This is a genomic window from Halorubrum xinjiangense (assembly GCF_049604745.1).
Taxonomy (GTDB): domain Archaea; phylum Halobacteriota; class Halobacteria; order Halobacteriales; family Haloferacaceae; genus Halorubrum; species Halorubrum xinjiangense_A.
In genome coordinates, this window is sequence record NZ_CP187140.1 from 1432796 (window position 1) to 1447431 (window position 14636).

A 14636-nucleotide genomic window follows, 5' to 3' on the forward strand; every position below is an offset into this window, starting at 1 on the left:
GGACCGGTACCGAGTTCGTGATCGATGCGGTCCGGCCCCGGGAGCATCCCTCGCCCCGGACGCAGGCGCAACCCCTACGGCCGTGGCGCCCGCAGTCGGAGTATGACATACAGCGGCGCCGTCATCGACGTCGACGGCACGGTGGTGCGCGGCAACGACCCGATCCCGGGCGCCCCGGCGGGGTACCGGCGACTCCGGGAGGCCGGTATCGAGACGCTGTTCGTCTCGAACAACCCGACGAAGGCGCCGCCGGCGTACGTCGACCGCCTCGGCGCGGCGGGGTACGACGTGGACGCCGACCGCGTCGTTACGGCCGGCAGCGTGACGACGCGGTACCTCCGAGAGCACCACGGGGACGACGACCTGCTCTGCATCGCCGCTCCGGGACTGCTCGACCAGTTCGCGGACGCCGGCCTCTCGACGACCGACGACGTCGACGCCGCCGACGCCCTGATCGCCTCCATCGACCACGAGTTCGACTACGACGACCTCTGTACGGCGCTGTGGGCCTTGGAGCGCGACATCGCGTTCATCGGCACCGACCCCGACGTGGTGATCCCCGCCCCCGAGCGCGACGTGCCCGGGTCCGGCGCCGTGATCAACGCCATTGCCGGCGTCGCCGAACGGGAGCCCGACGCCGTCCTCGGCAAGCCCTCGGACACCGCGATCGAGATGGTGCGCGAGCGGCTCCCCTACCCCGCCGAGGAGTGCCTCGTCGTCGGCGACCGGCTCGACACGGACATCGCGCTCGGCGAGCGCGCCGGGATGACGACGGTCCTCGTCCGCTCGGGCGTCACCGACGAAGCGGACCTCGCCGCGTCTGAGATCGACCCGGACCACGTGATCGACCACCTCGGCGAGATCGACCGCGTGGTCGGCTGAGGACCGCGAAACGGGCCGCCGATTACGTTCGCCGTGTGGGCAACAGTTATGTACCGGCGAGTGTACCGCTCGCACATGGGAGTGGTTGACTCACACGAGAGCCGGACCGGGGACGGCGAGGAGGATCCAGAGGAGTCCGTCCGCGTACTGGAGGGACACGCGGTCCAGTTCAACGAGTACCGGTACTGAGAGCGTCGTTGCGGCGGCGGCGGTCCGCGAACGACCGCCCGACGGCTGTCGGGACCGTTAAGTGGTCGTCGGGGGTAGCCGAAGGTGTGATACGGAGGCTCCGACGCGCGAGCGTCTTCGCCGCGGTGGCCGCGCTCGCGGTCCTCGCGCCGTCGCTCGACACCGCCGCCGCCGTCCCCTTCTTCGCCGTCGCCGGCGCAGCCTTCTTCGGCGTCCGCGACGGGGAGTGGTTCGAGACGCTCGCGCTGCCCGGCGACCGCGAGGCGGAGCGCCTCTACGGGCTCGTCTCCTTCGCGCTCGCCGGCGCGGGCCTCGCGCTGTTCGCCTCGCTGCCGCGCGCGCCGCTCCCGTACGAGGCGTTCGCGGCCGCGACGCTCGCCGTCGGCGTCGGCCGCCTCGGCCGAACGCTCGTCTCCCGCCGAACGACCGACGAGTTCCCGCTCGTCGCCGGCTACGTCGCCGCCGGGACCGCCGCCGCCCTCGCCGGACAGATCGGGGTGCGGCTCCAGACCGGCGCCCCCGTCGACGCGGAGACGGTTCCCCTCCTCGTTTTCCTCGCTGCGGCGGCCGCGCTGACGGCGGCGCTCGTCCGCTCGCTCGTGTTCTCCCGGGACGCGCACATCACGACAATCCTCGTCGCGTTCGTAACGTGGGGGTTCCTCGCCTTAGAGCCGACCGTCGACCCCCCGCTCATCGTCGCCGGCCTCGCGGTGACCGGCGCGCTCGGCTACGTCTCCTTCGCCATCGGCACCGCCTCGGTCGCCGGGATGCTCACCGGCGTCGTCTCGGCGCTGCTCGCGGTGGTCCTCGGCGGGGTCGGCTGGTTCCTCACGCTGATGTCCTTCTACGCGATCGGCGGCCTCGCCTCGAAGTACCGGTTCGACGAGAAGGCGGCTCGGGGCGTCGCCCAGGAGAACGAGGGGGCCCGCGGCACCGGCAACGTGCTGGCGAACTCCGCGGTCGCGCTCGCGGCGGTGGTCGGGTACGCGGCCGCGCCCCACCTCGCCGTCCCGGCCGCGCCCCTCGGCTTCGCGTTCGCGGGCGCGACGGCGACCGCGATGGCCGACACGCTCTCCTCGGAGATCGGCGGCCTCTTCGACGGCCCGCGGCTCGTAACGACGCTCCGCCGCGTCGAGCCCGGCACCGACGGCGCGATCACCTGGCAGGGCGAGCTGGCGGGCCTCTCCGGCGCGCTCCTCGTCGGCCTCCTCGCCGCGGGCGGAACTCCAGTCCTCGACCCGGTCGCCCCCGGCGGCGTCGCGGCGGGCGGCGCGGTCGTCGCCGCCGGCGTCGCCGGGATGACCGTCGACAGCCTCCTCGGCGCCCTGATCGAGGGGGACCGGATCGGTAACCAGGCCGTGAACTTCCTCGCGACGCTCGGCGGCGCGGTCGTCGCCGTCGCGCTCTGGGCGGTGGTGTGAATGGCGGGCGAGAACGCGTCCGGCCCCGGCCGAGACGGGCACGACGGCGACCCGGATTCCGGCGAGCGCGACCGCGATCCGGATGCCGACGGCCGCGACGCCGACCGAGAGCCCGACGGCCGCGACGGCCCCGATCCCCGAGTCCGCCCGGGCCGAACCGCCGACGCCGACCGGATCCGCGAGCTCCAGTCGCACCTCCGCCAGCCGAGCCCGGACCTGTTGGAGTACGGGCTGGCAGTGGGCGCCGCCCGCGTGAGCGTCGCCGACGGCCGCGTCGTCGGCTACCTCCTCCCGGTGGACGCGCCGAACCGACCGGGCGTTCACCTCGCCGAACTGGTCGTCGCGCCCGCCTTCCGGCGCGAGGGGCGCGCCCGCGGGCTCCTCCGCGCGGCGATAGCGGACGCCGACGGGCCGGTGACGCTCCAGGCGCATCCTGACAACGACGCGGCGCTCGCCCTCTACGACTCGCTCGGCTTCGAGGTCGTCGAGCGGCGGCCGGACGCGTACGCCGACGGCGACGCGCTCGTCTTGCGGCTGGGATAGCGCGCCCGAGCCGCCCGTGGCGGGTAGCGACCGGAGGCGGCTCCGCGCCGCCGCTCCCGCGCAGTGACCGCAGACACAAGGACTATTCGAGCGCCACGCCTCCGGACAGCCATGAGTGACGCCGACGCGGAGACCGAGCCGATCGACGTTGACTTCGGCGAGGACGGGCTGGTGCCGGCGGTCGCCCAGGACGCCGACTCCGGTGAGGTGTTGATGCTCGCGTACGTCTCGCCCGAGGCGCTCTCGCGAACCCGCGAGACCGGCGAGGCCCACTACTACTCCCGGTCCCGCGAAGAGCTGTGGCACAAGGGGGCCACCTCGGGCCACACCCAGTCGGTCCGCGAGGTCCGGGTCGACTGCGACGCCGACACGCTCCTGTACCTCGTCGACCAGGCGGGCGGCGCCTGTCACACCGGCCACCGGTCGTGTTTCCACCGGACGATCGACGGCGAGCACGTCGGTGAGCGCGTCTTCGACCCCGACGAGGTGTACTGACCGATGGCCGAGGCCGTCACGGAGAGCGACGACGACCCCGTCGCCGAGGCCGGCGAGGCGGCCGCGCGGCTCCGCGAGCGCTACGACGAGCTCCGCCGGATCGAATCGGAGATCGACGGCTACGGCCGCGACCGCGTCGAGGCCGCCGCTGACGCCTACCGTCGCGCGCAGCGGATTCTCGACCGGTTCGAGGAGGACGCGGTCGGCTCCGGCGACTTCGAGTCGTACGTCCGGTTCCGCGGCGAGTTCGGCGACGCGGTCGACGTGGACGACGACACGCCCGCCGGCGACGCCTTCGAGGCGGCCGACGAGGCGGTGGACAAGCGCCGGCTCTCGGAGTCGGACTTCGCGGCCGCCCGTGAGGCGCTGGCGCCTGCCGGGGAGTTCGTCGACCTGCTGGAGGCGTACGACGACGCGGTCGACGATTACCGGGCGGCCCGGAAGGACGCCCGCGAGGCCCGCAAGCGCCTCGACGCGCGGCTCGACGAGCTCCGGGAGGTCGCCGAGATGGCCGACGCCGACCTCGACGCCGACCTCGACCGCCTCCGCGACCCGATCGAGGCGTACGACGAGGGGATCCGGGAGGCGTTCCGCGAGTTCTTCAAGTCGGCGTCCGCCCGCGAGGTGTTCGACTTCCTCGACCGCGCGGACGGGACCCCGTTCGTCGACGTCGACGTGCCGCCGACGGACCTCGCGGAGTACGTCGAGACGCACGCGGCCGGCGAGGAGCCGCCCGCGACGCTGCTGGAGTACGCCGACTACACGAACTCCAAGCTGGAGCACTACGTCGACGACCCGGGGGCGCTCCGCACCGCAGTCGCGGTCCACCGGACGTACCTCGAACGCCTCGACGGCGAGCCGCTGACGCTCGACTGGCCACCGAAGCCGGGCGACGAGCTCGCCTACGAGATCGACGAGCTGGTCCCGCTCGTCGGCCGGATCGCCGACGACGAGACCGTCGCAACCCTCCGTTCTGTCCGCGAACTCGCGCGGGACGACGAGTACGAGCGGCTCCGCCGCGCGGCCGAGGTGCGCGACGCGCTCGACGGCGACGACCTCGCCCTGATCGAGCGCGGCGAGGCCGACGAGCGCGTCGCCGAGGCCGAGCGGACGCGCTCGCTCGTCGGCGACGTGCTGGCGGAGACGGAGCGGGAGTAGGGCCGACTCGGCGCGGGCTGTGACTGGACGCCCGCCGCCACGGAGTGCGGATTTTTAAGCCCCGTCGCGGCCGAGCGGTGATATGACCAGATTCGACGCCGCGAGCGACGAGGAGCGGCTGAAGCTGTTCGCCGACGCCGCGGCCGCGCACCGCGCGCGCTCCGGCGACGTGATGACCGTCGACGTCGACCCCGACAGCGACGACACCGAGGGCGGCGAGGTGCCGCCGTGGATCCAGCTCGCGGGCACGGAGCTGATTTTAGACTGTACCGACGAGGAGCTAGAACGCCTGAAGGACCTCCTCTCGGAGTTCCCCGAGTTCCGGATCGACGAGCTCGTCAGCCCGGAGGAGGCCGAGGGGACGAATGCCGTCGTCACCGCGCGCTCGGACGCGAACCGCGTCGCGGGGTTCATGGAGCGCGCCTTCCGCGAGGTGTACGAACTCGACGCGGAGTATCGGGCGTGGGTGACGGCGATCTGAGCGGGACCGCGAACGCCGTCGCCGCTCCGCGCGTCACTTCGCGAAGTAGCTCGTGAAGAATCCCGAGAGGAAGGAGCTGATCGCGACCGCGACAAGGAGGTCAGCGGTGTCGTGGTCGCCGTCGCCAGCGGTGAACCAGGTGACTGCGACGCCGATGCCGAGCGAGATTACGCCGTTCGCGGTGTCTGCTTTGAGTCCCATACCCGGTATTGACGGCGCAGCGACAAAACCGATGCGCCCGGTGCTCGCTCAGTTCGGCGGGGCAGTCCCCCGGGCGTTAGTGGAACCCGCGGTCGACGTCGTCGTCCTCGATCAGGTCGTCGAGCTCCGAGGTAAGCAGCTCCTCGGCCTCCTCGAAGGTGTCCGAGAGCTCGTCGAGCTCGTCCGGCCGTCCGTCGAACTCGTACTCCATGGGGCCGAACGCGGGCGACTCGACCGCCTCCATCACGTCCTCGAAGAGGTGGTCGGGGTCGGTCGGCGCCTCGGCGTGGACCTTCAGCGTCTCGGTGAGTCGCGTCGCCATCTCCTCGGCGTGGTCCTCGTCTTCCGGCGCCGACTGAACCGCGAACCGGCCGTCGCTTTCGGCGTCCGGGAGGAGCGGGTCGAGCTCGTCGTCGACCTTGCGGGCGACCTGCGCGCCGACGCCCCGGAGGTCGCGCGGGTTCTTCGCGTACGTCTTCAGGTGGTAGAGGCCGACGCTCGGGTGCCCGAAGTAGAGGTCCTCGCCGAGGCCGCCGCGGCGGGAGCCGGCGACCGCGCGCCAGCCGTCGGGGTCGGTCGAGTCGCTCGCGACGTCCGCGAGGATGTCGTCCCAGTCTCGTACGCGCATGTCGGTCGAGAGTTCGGGACGGCGAGCGCAAGAGCGTGTCGGTGCCGGCGGGGTGCGCAGACGAGACGCGAACGCACAGCTGCGGCGACCGCCGATCCACCCCGCCCACCGACAGCGTTTTTCGGTGCCGCCGCCGAGCGGGGACGTGAACGTTCGGGGGCCGATCGTCTCCGTCGGGGAGGCGCGGACGGTGTCGACGTCGTACGGCGAGCGCGACCTCCGCGAGCTGCGGATCCGGCCCGACCGCGGCGCGGGCGACCCGGTCGACGTGACGCTGTGGGGGAAGTGGACGGAGACCGCCGAGCATGCCGAGCCGGGGATGGAGCTGCTCGTCACCGACCCCGAGGAGGACGAGTACCGCGGCGAAATAGGGTACGCGACGACCGACGAGTCGTGGGTCGTCCTCGAACCCGACTTCCTCGTCGACGTGACCGGGATCCGCTCGTGGGTCCAGTGCCCGCGAATGTACTATTTAAATAAGCTCTCCGGGATTCCGCTCAACTATCCGGTCGTCAAGGGGACCATCGTCCACGAGGTGTTCGGCGACCTGCTGCGCGGGATGGAGTTGGAGGATTCCGTGGCGGACCGCGTCGAAGAGGCCGGGCTCGAACTCGGCCTGCTCGGCTACGAGACCGCGGAGGTCGAAGACGAGGTGCGCCGCAACGCCGCCGCAGTCGAGGGGTGGCTCGCGCAGGGGACGCTGAGCGACGAGGACACGTGGCGCTCGGAGTTCACGCTCATCTCGCCGACGTTCGGTTTAAAAGGGCGCGCCGACGCGCTCCGGCGCGGCACCCCCGTCGAACTGAAGACCGGGAAGAACACCAAGCAGGAGCCCCGCTTCCACGACAAGGTCCAGGCGGCCTGCTACGCGCTCATGCTCGACGAGCGCGGCGTCGACCCGGACATCGGGACGCTACTGTACACGAAAAACACCGCCTTAGACCGCAACGAGGAGTCGGGTGACCTCGCGCCCGCCAAGGAGTTCACGGTCGGGCGCGGCTTCCTGGAGTTCGTCGTGCGCGAGCGCAACGCCCTCGCCGCGATGGAGTGGCGCGCGCTCAACGACCGCGGCGAGCGCCCCACCGTCCCGACGGGGTACGAGGCGGACGCGACGTGTAGCTACTGCTTCGAGCAGGACACCTGTATGGTCGTCTCCGGCCGCCTCGACCAGGAGTCGAAGGCGGGACAGGTCGGGACGCCGGTGCCCGACGCGGAGCGCGACTACTTCGACCGCTTCTACGTCGCCTTGGAGGAGGAGCGCCGCGAGACCCACGCCGAGTACCGGAAGCTGTGGGAACAGACCCCCGAGGAGCGCGCCGCGGACGACCGCGCGCTGATCGACCTCGAACCCGTCGCACAGACGGAGATCGACGACGCCCGGTGGGAGCTGCGCGCCCGGAAACCGGGCGACGCCGTCTCGAAACTCCGCGAGGGCGACGTGGCGCTCGCGAGCGACGGCAACCCGGTCTCCGGCCACGCGGAGCTCGGTCGCATCACCGAACTCGGGAGCGACGAGGTCGTCGTCGAGACAGATGAGCCGGTCGAGCTGCGCCGCCTCGACGTCTACCCCTCCGAGATCTCCGTCGACCGCTCGCTCACCGCGCTCCACGACGCGGTCCTGAAGGGCGAGCCCGACAGGAAGGACGTGCTGTTCGGCCGTCGGGAGCCGGAGTTCCGGGACGCAGCTGACCGCCCCGCAGATACCCCCGACGCCTACATCGGCAACAACGCATCCCAGAACGAGGCGGTCGAACTCGCGGTCGACGCCGAGGACCTCGCGCTGATCCACGGGCCGCCGGGCACCGGAAAGACGTACACCATCGCCCGGACGATCCGGGCCTTGGTCGAGGAGGGCAACCGCGTGCTGCTGTCGGCGTTCACGAACCGCGCGGTCGACAACGCGCTCGAAGCGCTCCGCGATCAGGGGTTCGAAGACGTGCTCCGCGTGGGCACCGAGACCGGCGTCCGCGGCGACATGCAGGACGTGCGGCTCGTCCAGCGCGGCGACCCGAACGCGAAGGCGGCCGAACTGCGGGACGCCCCGGTCGTCGCCGCGACCACCGCAGCCTGCGGCTCCCGCGTCATGCGCGAGTGCGAGTTCGACGTTGCGCTGGTCGACGAGGCCTCCCAGCTCACGGAGCCGGGGACCCACGCCGCGATCAACCGCGCGGACCGGTTCGTGCTCGTCGGCGACCACGAGCAGCTCCCCCCGGTCGTCCGCGCGGAGAACGACCTCCAGACCTCCCTCTTCCAGCGTCTCATCGAGACGTACCCGGACGCGAGCGTCATGCTCGACCGCCAGTACCGGATGAGCCAGCGCATCCAGGCGTTCGCCTCCGCGGAGTTCTACGACGGCGCGCTCCGCCCCGCGACGCCCGAGGTGGCCGGGCAGACGCTCGCGGACCTCGGTGTCGACCCCGACGCGCTCGCGTCCGAGCTGACCGGCGGCGTGGGGTTCGTCGACCCCGACGGCGAGCGCGACGGGAATCGGAACGTCCGCGAGGCCGAGCGCGTCGCCGCAATCGTCGACGCCTACGTCGCCGCCGGCGTCGACCCGGACGACATCGGGGTGATCGCGCCCTTCCGCGCCCAGGTCGCGGAGATCGGCCGCCGGACCGACGTGACGGTCGACACCGTCGACCGCTTCCAAGGGTCCTCGAAGGAGGTCATCCTCGTCTCCTTCGTGGCGACCGGCGACCTCGACGGCCCCATCTTCGAGGACCACCGCCGCGTGAACGTCGCGCTCACCCGGGCGAAAAAGCAGCTGACGATCGTGGGCGACCCCGACGCACTCGGCTCCGACCCCTTCTACGCGCGGATGCTCGACTGGGCGCGGCGGTGAGGCGAAGGTGGCGACGCGACGGCGAGTCGAGAGCCGGCTCGGCTACTCCCCGTCCGCGTCCGTGACGATCCCCGGCTCCTTGCTCGCGATCACGACGATCCGGTCCGTGAGGTCCTCGATCGTGTTCGCGAGCTCGTCCAACAAGATTGCGAGCTCGCGGTAGACGAGCGGCTGGTCGATCGCGTCGTCGGCGAACGCCGTCTCGATGGCGGCGTTGCGGAGGTCGTCGCACTCGCTTTCTAAGGCGCGGATCGCCTCGATCCCCTCGGCGAGCGTCTCCGTGGCGTCGGCGCGCGCGAGGCCCCGGACGAACCCCTCGACGACGTCGGCGAGGACGGCGGTCATCTCGGCGATCCGCGCCGCCATCTCGCGCATGTCGTCGAACGGCTCGACTCCGGGGTCGGGGCGCATCATCGCCACCTCCTGAACGATCCGTTCGGTGTGGTTCGCGACCACGTCGAGCTCGTTGTAGAAGTCGAGCAGCGCGGACTCGTTGAAGTTGATCCGCGTGTTCAACAGGCCGATGTCGTCGGGCCCGGCGTCGGTGATCAGCGCCGTAAGCCCGCGGACGAGGTCGTCGCACTCGCTTTCGACCGCGGCGATCTCGTCGACCGTCTCGTCGAACGCGCCGTCGGTCGCGTACGCGTCGAGCGCTCGCGGGAGGAGCGCGGCGCAGTCGTCGATTCGGTCGAGGTACGCGACCGTCCGGGTCTCCAGCCGTTCCCCGAAGTCGGCGTCGGTGGCCATGCGCGGATCCACGCGCGTCGGCGGTAAAGAGGTTCCCTCGCGTTTCGTCGATCGTGAGGGTTTGACGCCCGCTCGACCCGGATTCACGGACCCGCCCTACAGCGCGTCGACGGCGTCGAGCGCGGCCTCGATGTCGGGCGCGTCGAACCACTCGCGGTCGGTGTACGCGTTCGTCCCGGCCGCGTACAGGTCCGAGACGGCGTCGACGACCGCCGGCGGGAGCGGCTCGGGGGCGGGGTCGCAGAGCTCGCGCCAGTCGTCCGTCTCGCGGCCCGCGACCGACTCCTTCGCCTCTTTCACGCTCTCGACCCAGTCGGGGTCGTTCGCCTTGTACCACTGGCGGACGACCTCCTTCGAGATCCCCCGTCCGCCGTAGGAGAACCGGTTCTCGTCGAACGTGCCGACCACGTCCGCGACTCTGAGCTCGCCGTCGACGTAGAGGCACTCGATCTTCCCGTCCTCGTGGACGAAGCCGGCCGCCGCGGCGCGCTCGGTGACGACGCGGTTCACGTCGCGCGCGAGCGATTCGAGGGCGTCGACGTCGGCGACCCCCGCGACCTCGTCGGCCTCGGCGCGTGTCAGATAGCGGTCCTGCTGCTCGTACTTCGTCGAGAACTCCACGACCGGCTCGGGGAGGTCGACCGGCTCGTCGGGCCAGTCGCCGTCGGCCCCGCCGAGGTCGTCGAGGCCGAAGTCGGCGGGGTCGGCGCGCGTCCGCAGGCTGGACCCGACCGGGACCCGATTGCGGAAGACCACTTCGAGCGGAACGAGGTAGTTCTCGCCGCCCGCGGCGTGGAACGCGTCGTAGTCGTAGCCGGCGTGGGGCCCCTCGTACGGGAGGTCGGGCACCTGCGTCAGGTCGATGGCCATCTCCGTCGGCGGGGCGCTCGCCTCGTCGAGCGGGACGATTTCGTCTGAATCCGCGACCCCTCGGTAGTGGGTCGGGACCCCCTCCGACTCCAGCAGTTCGAAGTTGAACGCGCCCATCGCACAGAGGCTCGCGCCCTTGTTCGGGATCGCGTCGGGCATCTGCCCCCAGTCGAACACCGAGTATGCGTCCGTGAAGAGGAACCGCCCCCGGCCGAGTCCGTCGGCGGTCGCCGGCTCGTCGACGCGGAACTCCTTGACGCTCGTCATGGCGCATACCGCGACCGCCTCCCACATGAAGCTTTCAGTTACGTGGTCACCTCGTCATTTTTCGTCTCTGTTCGATCCACGAGTACGGATCAATCTGCGTTTGGCGGAGAGCGACTACCCCGCGCTCGCATCGAAAGCGACACCCGACTCCCCCTCGCACCCAGTGGCATGAACGATGCGCGCGAGGTCGTCGTCCTCCGGTACGGCCACCGGCCGGGGCGCGACGACCGCATGACGACGCATGTCGGGCTCACGGCGCGGGCGCTCGGCGCCGACCGGGTGATCTTCCCCGACAACGCCGGGCAGTCGGCGGAGACGGTCCGCGACATCACCGACCGGTTCGGGGGGCCGTTCGCGGTCGAACTCCGCGACGACCAGAAGGCGATCGTCAAGAACTTCGAGGGGGTCGTCGTCCACCTCACGATGTACGGCGAGCGCGTCCAGGACGTGGAGGAAGACGTCCGCGAGGCGGTCGGCCTCGACGAGCCCGAGGTGGTCGGAGAGGCGTCGCCGCCGCGCGACCTCCTCGTCGTGGTCGGGGGCGAGAAGGTGCCGTGGGCGCTGTACGAGCGCGCCGACTTCAACGTCGGCGTGACGAACCAGCCGCACTCCGAGGTCGCCGGGCTCGCCGTCTTCCTCGACCGCCTGTTCGACGGCGCGGAACTCGACCGCGAGTGGGCGGACGCGGACCGCCGAGTGGTGCCCGAGGCGACCGGGAAGACGGTGGTCGACGCCGGAGAGGGAGCCGACGGCGAGAGCGACGAACCCGACGACCGCGACGAACCCGACGACCGCGACTGAGTCGGCTCCTCGCCTACTCGTCGCAGTCTTCCTTCGAGCCCCGGTCGACGGCCTCCGGCGTGCCGCTCAGGATGCCCCGGAGGTTCGACATCGGCTCGCCGACGGTGATCCCCCGGTCAGTCATCTGGAACTCGCGGATCGTCCGCTCGAAGTCGCTCGTCCGTTTCTTTAAGACGCCGATCGCCTTGCGGAGCTCGCCCCCGATCTCGAGGTGCCGGAGGAAGACGATGTTGTCCGCGAGGTAGCTCACGTTCTCCATCGTCGCCCGGAACTCTCCCGTGACGTTCCGCGTCTCGTCGACGAGGATCGACGTCACGCCCTGGTTCTTGAGGTAGCGTCCGAGGGCGTGCATCTGCTGGAGCATCTGGTCGTCCCCGCCGCGGAGCGTCAGCCGGTACCCGGAGATGCCGTCGATCATGACGATGTCGGCGCCCCGCTCCTCGACCTCCTCGCGGACCATCCGCGCGAACTCCTGCGGGGAGCGCTCTAACGCCTCCACCTCGTTCACCTGTAGCGTCCCCCGCTCGATCATCTCGTCGACGGGGATGCCGATAGCGCGCGACCGCGTGAGGAACGTCCCCTTGTTCTCCTCGAACAGGTAGATGACCGAGCGCTCGCCGCGGTCCGCGGCCGCCTTCATGAACTGGGTGCTGAGGGTCGTCTTCCCGACCCCGGTCGGCCCGCTCACGATGGTGACGGTGCCGCGCTCGATCCCGCCGCCGAGCAGCTCGTCGATCTCGGGGATGCCAGACGACATCTGCTCGAACGCGACGTCCTCGCCGTGATGAGCGCCGGGCTGGAGCGCGGGGTACACCTCGATCCCCGAGTCGGTGACGCGGTAGGCGTGGTCGCCGCCCTGCGTGGCCGAGCCGCGGAACTTCGGGACGCGGACCGTCTTGCCGTACGACGCGGCGTCCAGCCGAATCGTCCCGTCGGTGATGAACTCCAAGTCGTCGGTCGGCAGCGACTCGGTGTTCTGGACGGTGAAAAGCACCGTCGCCCCGCGATCCTTTAAGAATCGCATGAACCCGACCACCTGCTTCCGGAACTGGTAGTCGTCGGACAACAGGAAGCGGAGCTGGGTCAGCGGGTCGACGACGACGCGGTCCGGGTCGACTTCGGTCACGCCCTCGACGATCCGCTCCGTCAGCGGCTCGCGTTCGACCTCCGAGGGCGCGAACACCTCGTACGACTCGTCCTCGACGAACGCCTCCGCGCTCGGGCTCAGATCGAGGAACTCGATGGCGTCGGTGTCGAACCCGAGCGCGGCCGCGTTCGCCTTCAGGTCGCGGAGATCCTCTTCGAGGTTGATGAACAGCGCCGTCTCCCCCTCGTCGACGCCCTGTTGAAGAAAGTGAAAGCTCAAAATTGTCTTCCCGCTCCCGGCCTGCCCGCGGACCATGTAGCTCCGCGTGGGGACGAACCCGCCGGACAACACTTCGTCGAGGCCGGCGATCCCGGTCGACGCGCGCTCGGATAGCGGTGATGGCATACCGTCCCAATCGGACGGGGTTGTAATATAAATGGGGTAGTTCTTAGTGGGTACCGCCCGTCAGTTTACGGACGATGGACTCGGAGTCGGACCGGACACACCATGCCGCCGGCGGCGACGAGTCCGCGGAGCGCGATGCGGGTGACGCCGAAGGCCCGGACGCCGCGGCGTTCGGCCGCGACGCCCCCGAATCCGAGGCCCAGGCGGCCGTTCTACTCCTGATGGACGACGACCGCGACCGCGAACTGCTTGCCGAGGCGCTGGGCGAGCGCTATCGGATCGAGACCGGCACCGACCCGGACGCGCTCGACCGCGAGTTCGACTGCTGTCTCCTCGATGCGAACGCCTTCGACGCCGCGGGCGACGCGCTGGACGCGCGGCGCGAGCGTGCCGACCCCGCGTTCCTGCCGTTCGTGCTGCTGGTGAGCGAGGGGGCGCGGGGACGGCCGGCCGACGGCGCGTGGGAGCGCGTCGACGACGTGATCGAACTACCGGTCGGTCGCCGGGCGCTGCTGACGCGGGTCTCGAACCTGGTCGAGCGGCGGACCACCTCGCTCCGCCTCAGGCAGACCGTCGCTGACCTCCGCCTCAAGGAGCGGGCGATGGACGAGGCGCCGGTCGGGATCACGATCGCGCGGGCCTCTGACGGCGACGACGACCCGCTCGTGTACCTCAACGAGGAGTTCGAGGCGCTGACCGGCTACGGCGAGGAGATGCTCGGCGAGGACTGCCGGTTCCTTCAGGGACCGGACACGGGCGACGAGACCACGGCAGAGATCCGGGCGGCGCTCGACGAGGAGCGCCCCGTGAGCGTCGACATCCTCAACTACCGGGCGAACGGCCAGAAGTTCTGGAACCGGATCACGATCGCGCCGCTCCGCGACGAGGCCGGCGAGACCACGCACTTCGTGGGGTTCCAGATGGACATCACGGAGCGGAAGATCCGAGAGCGGCGTCTGGAGGTAATGACGCGGGTGCTCAACCACAACCTCCGGAACAAGATGAACCTGATCACGGGATACGCGGACCTCCTCCGGGGCGACGCCGACGAGGAGACGCGCCGCCGGTCGCTGGACGTGATCACCAAGACCTCGGCCGACCTGACGGGGATCGCGGGGGCCGTCCGGACGGTCGAGGAGACGCTGTCGGTAGCGGCGACGGACGCCTCGGTCGACCTCCGTGAGGAGCTGATCGAGCTCCGGAACCGGATCCGGAGCCGCTACCCGGACGCCGAGGTGACGCTGTCGCTGCCCGAGGGCGACGACCCGGTCGACGTGACCGTCGTCGGCCTGCCCGTCGCCGTCGAGGAGGCGGTCGAGAACGCGGTGAAACACAACGACGCGGCGGCGCCGAAAGTCGAGGTGCGCGTCGAGCGCCCGCGCCCCGGGTGGATCGCGGTCGAGATCGCGGACGACGGCCCGGGAATTCCCGACCACGAGACGACGGTGCTGGAGGCGGGCGAGACCTCGCTGACCCACGCCGACCGCCTCGGCATCTGGCTCATGTACTGGGTCGTGGGGAAGGCGGGCGGCGAGTTCGACGTCGACACCGACGAGAACGGGACGACGATCCGGCTGGAGGTCCCGGCACACCCCTGAGCGGGCCGCTCACGGCCGGCG

Annotated in this window: 14 protein-coding genes; 9 read left to right on the forward strand and 5 right to left on the reverse strand. The window is 70.9% G+C overall.

From position 1 onward, the window contains the following. The first annotated feature begins 102 nt into the window (after nucleotides 1-102). From ACOZ35_RS08330 to ACOZ35_RS08355, 6 genes are all read left to right on the forward strand, one after another. On the forward strand, nucleotides 103-882 hold the full coding sequence (locus ACOZ35_RS08330; protein ID WP_424015909.1) for an HAD-IIA family hydrolase: 780 nt from the start codon (nucleotides 103-105) through the stop codon (nucleotides 880-882). A 275-nt stretch (nucleotides 883-1157) separates the two neighbouring features. Next, nucleotides 1158-2492 (forward strand): DUF92 domain-containing protein, encoded by a 1335-nt coding sequence (locus ACOZ35_RS08335; RefSeq protein WP_424015910.1) that lies wholly within the window; start codon nucleotides 1158-1160, stop codon nucleotides 2490-2492. Further along, nucleotides 2493-3035: a GNAT family N-acetyltransferase gene (locus tag ACOZ35_RS08340; RefSeq protein ID WP_424015911.1), complete on the forward strand. Its 543-nt coding sequence runs from the start codon at nucleotides 2493-2495 to the stop codon at nucleotides 3033-3035. It abuts the gene before it with no gap. 111 nt (nucleotides 3036-3146) lie between these two features. Further along, nucleotides 3147-3530: a phosphoribosyl-AMP cyclohydrolase gene (gene hisI / locus ACOZ35_RS08345; protein WP_424015912.1), complete on the forward strand. Its 384-nt coding sequence runs from the start codon at nucleotides 3147-3149 to the stop codon at nucleotides 3528-3530. Between the two features lie 3 nt (nucleotides 3531-3533). Continuing rightward, on the forward strand, nucleotides 3534-4688 hold the full coding sequence (locus ACOZ35_RS08350; RefSeq protein WP_424015913.1) for a DUF7118 family protein: 1155 nt from the start codon (nucleotides 3534-3536) through the stop codon (nucleotides 4686-4688). A gap of 82 nt (nucleotides 4689-4770) precedes the next feature. Then, on the forward strand, nucleotides 4771-5169 hold the full coding sequence (locus ACOZ35_RS08355) for a hypothetical protein (protein WP_424015914.1): 399 nt from the start codon (nucleotides 4771-4773) through the stop codon (nucleotides 5167-5169). 33 nt (nucleotides 5170-5202) lie between these two features. Here the strand turns inward: ACOZ35_RS08355 and ACOZ35_RS08360 are convergent, their stop codons facing one another. Next, nucleotides 5203-5370, reverse strand: coding sequence for a hypothetical protein (locus ACOZ35_RS08360; protein WP_424015915.1), 168 nt, complete (start codon nucleotides 5368-5370; stop codon nucleotides 5203-5205). A gap of 76 nt (nucleotides 5371-5446) precedes the next feature. Continuing rightward, complete coding sequence (locus ACOZ35_RS08365; RefSeq protein WP_424015916.1) at nucleotides 5447-5998, reverse strand: hypothetical protein; 552 nt, start codon at nucleotides 5996-5998, stop codon at nucleotides 5447-5449. 145 nt (nucleotides 5999-6143) lie between these two features. Here ACOZ35_RS08365 and ACOZ35_RS08370 point away from each other — a divergent pair, with 145 nt between their 5' ends. Next, nucleotides 6144-8840: an AAA domain-containing protein gene (locus ACOZ35_RS08370; protein ID WP_424015917.1), complete on the forward strand. Its 2697-nt coding sequence runs from the start codon at nucleotides 6144-6146 to the stop codon at nucleotides 8838-8840. A gap of 42 nt (nucleotides 8841-8882) precedes the next feature. Here the strand turns inward: ACOZ35_RS08370 and ACOZ35_RS08375 are convergent, their stop codons facing one another. Both ACOZ35_RS08375 and ACOZ35_RS08380 read right to left on the reverse strand, forming a co-directional pair. Next, nucleotides 8883-9587 (reverse strand): DUF47 domain-containing protein, encoded by a 705-nt coding sequence (locus ACOZ35_RS08375; protein WP_424015918.1) that lies wholly within the window; start codon nucleotides 9585-9587, stop codon nucleotides 8883-8885. A 96-nt stretch (nucleotides 9588-9683) separates the two neighbouring features. Beyond that, nucleotides 9684-10724 carry a phosphoribosylaminoimidazolesuccinocarboxamide synthase gene (locus ACOZ35_RS08380; protein ID WP_424015919.1) on the reverse strand — a complete coding sequence of 347 codons (1041 nt, stop codon included), beginning with the start codon at nucleotides 10722-10724 and terminating at the stop codon, nucleotides 9684-9686. Between the two features lie 168 nt (nucleotides 10725-10892). Between ACOZ35_RS08380 and ACOZ35_RS08385 the strand changes: the two genes are divergently transcribed. Beyond that, nucleotides 10893-11525: a tRNA (cytidine(56)-2'-O)-methyltransferase gene (locus ACOZ35_RS08385; protein ID WP_424015920.1), complete on the forward strand. Its 633-nt coding sequence runs from the start codon at nucleotides 10893-10895 to the stop codon at nucleotides 11523-11525. 13 nt (nucleotides 11526-11538) lie between these two features. Here the strand turns inward: ACOZ35_RS08385 and ACOZ35_RS08390 are convergent, their stop codons facing one another. Next, a complete protein-coding gene (locus ACOZ35_RS08390; RefSeq protein ID WP_424015921.1) occupies nucleotides 11539-13017 on the reverse strand; it encodes an ATPase domain-containing protein in 1479 nt (492 codons plus the stop codon). 74 nt (nucleotides 13018-13091) lie between these two features. Between ACOZ35_RS08390 and ACOZ35_RS08395 the strand changes: the two genes are divergently transcribed. Beyond that, entirely contained in the window at nucleotides 13092-14615 is a 1524-nt protein-coding gene (locus tag ACOZ35_RS08395) for a PAS domain-containing protein (protein WP_424015922.1), read from the forward strand. Nucleotides 14616-14636 lie beyond the last annotated feature (21 nt).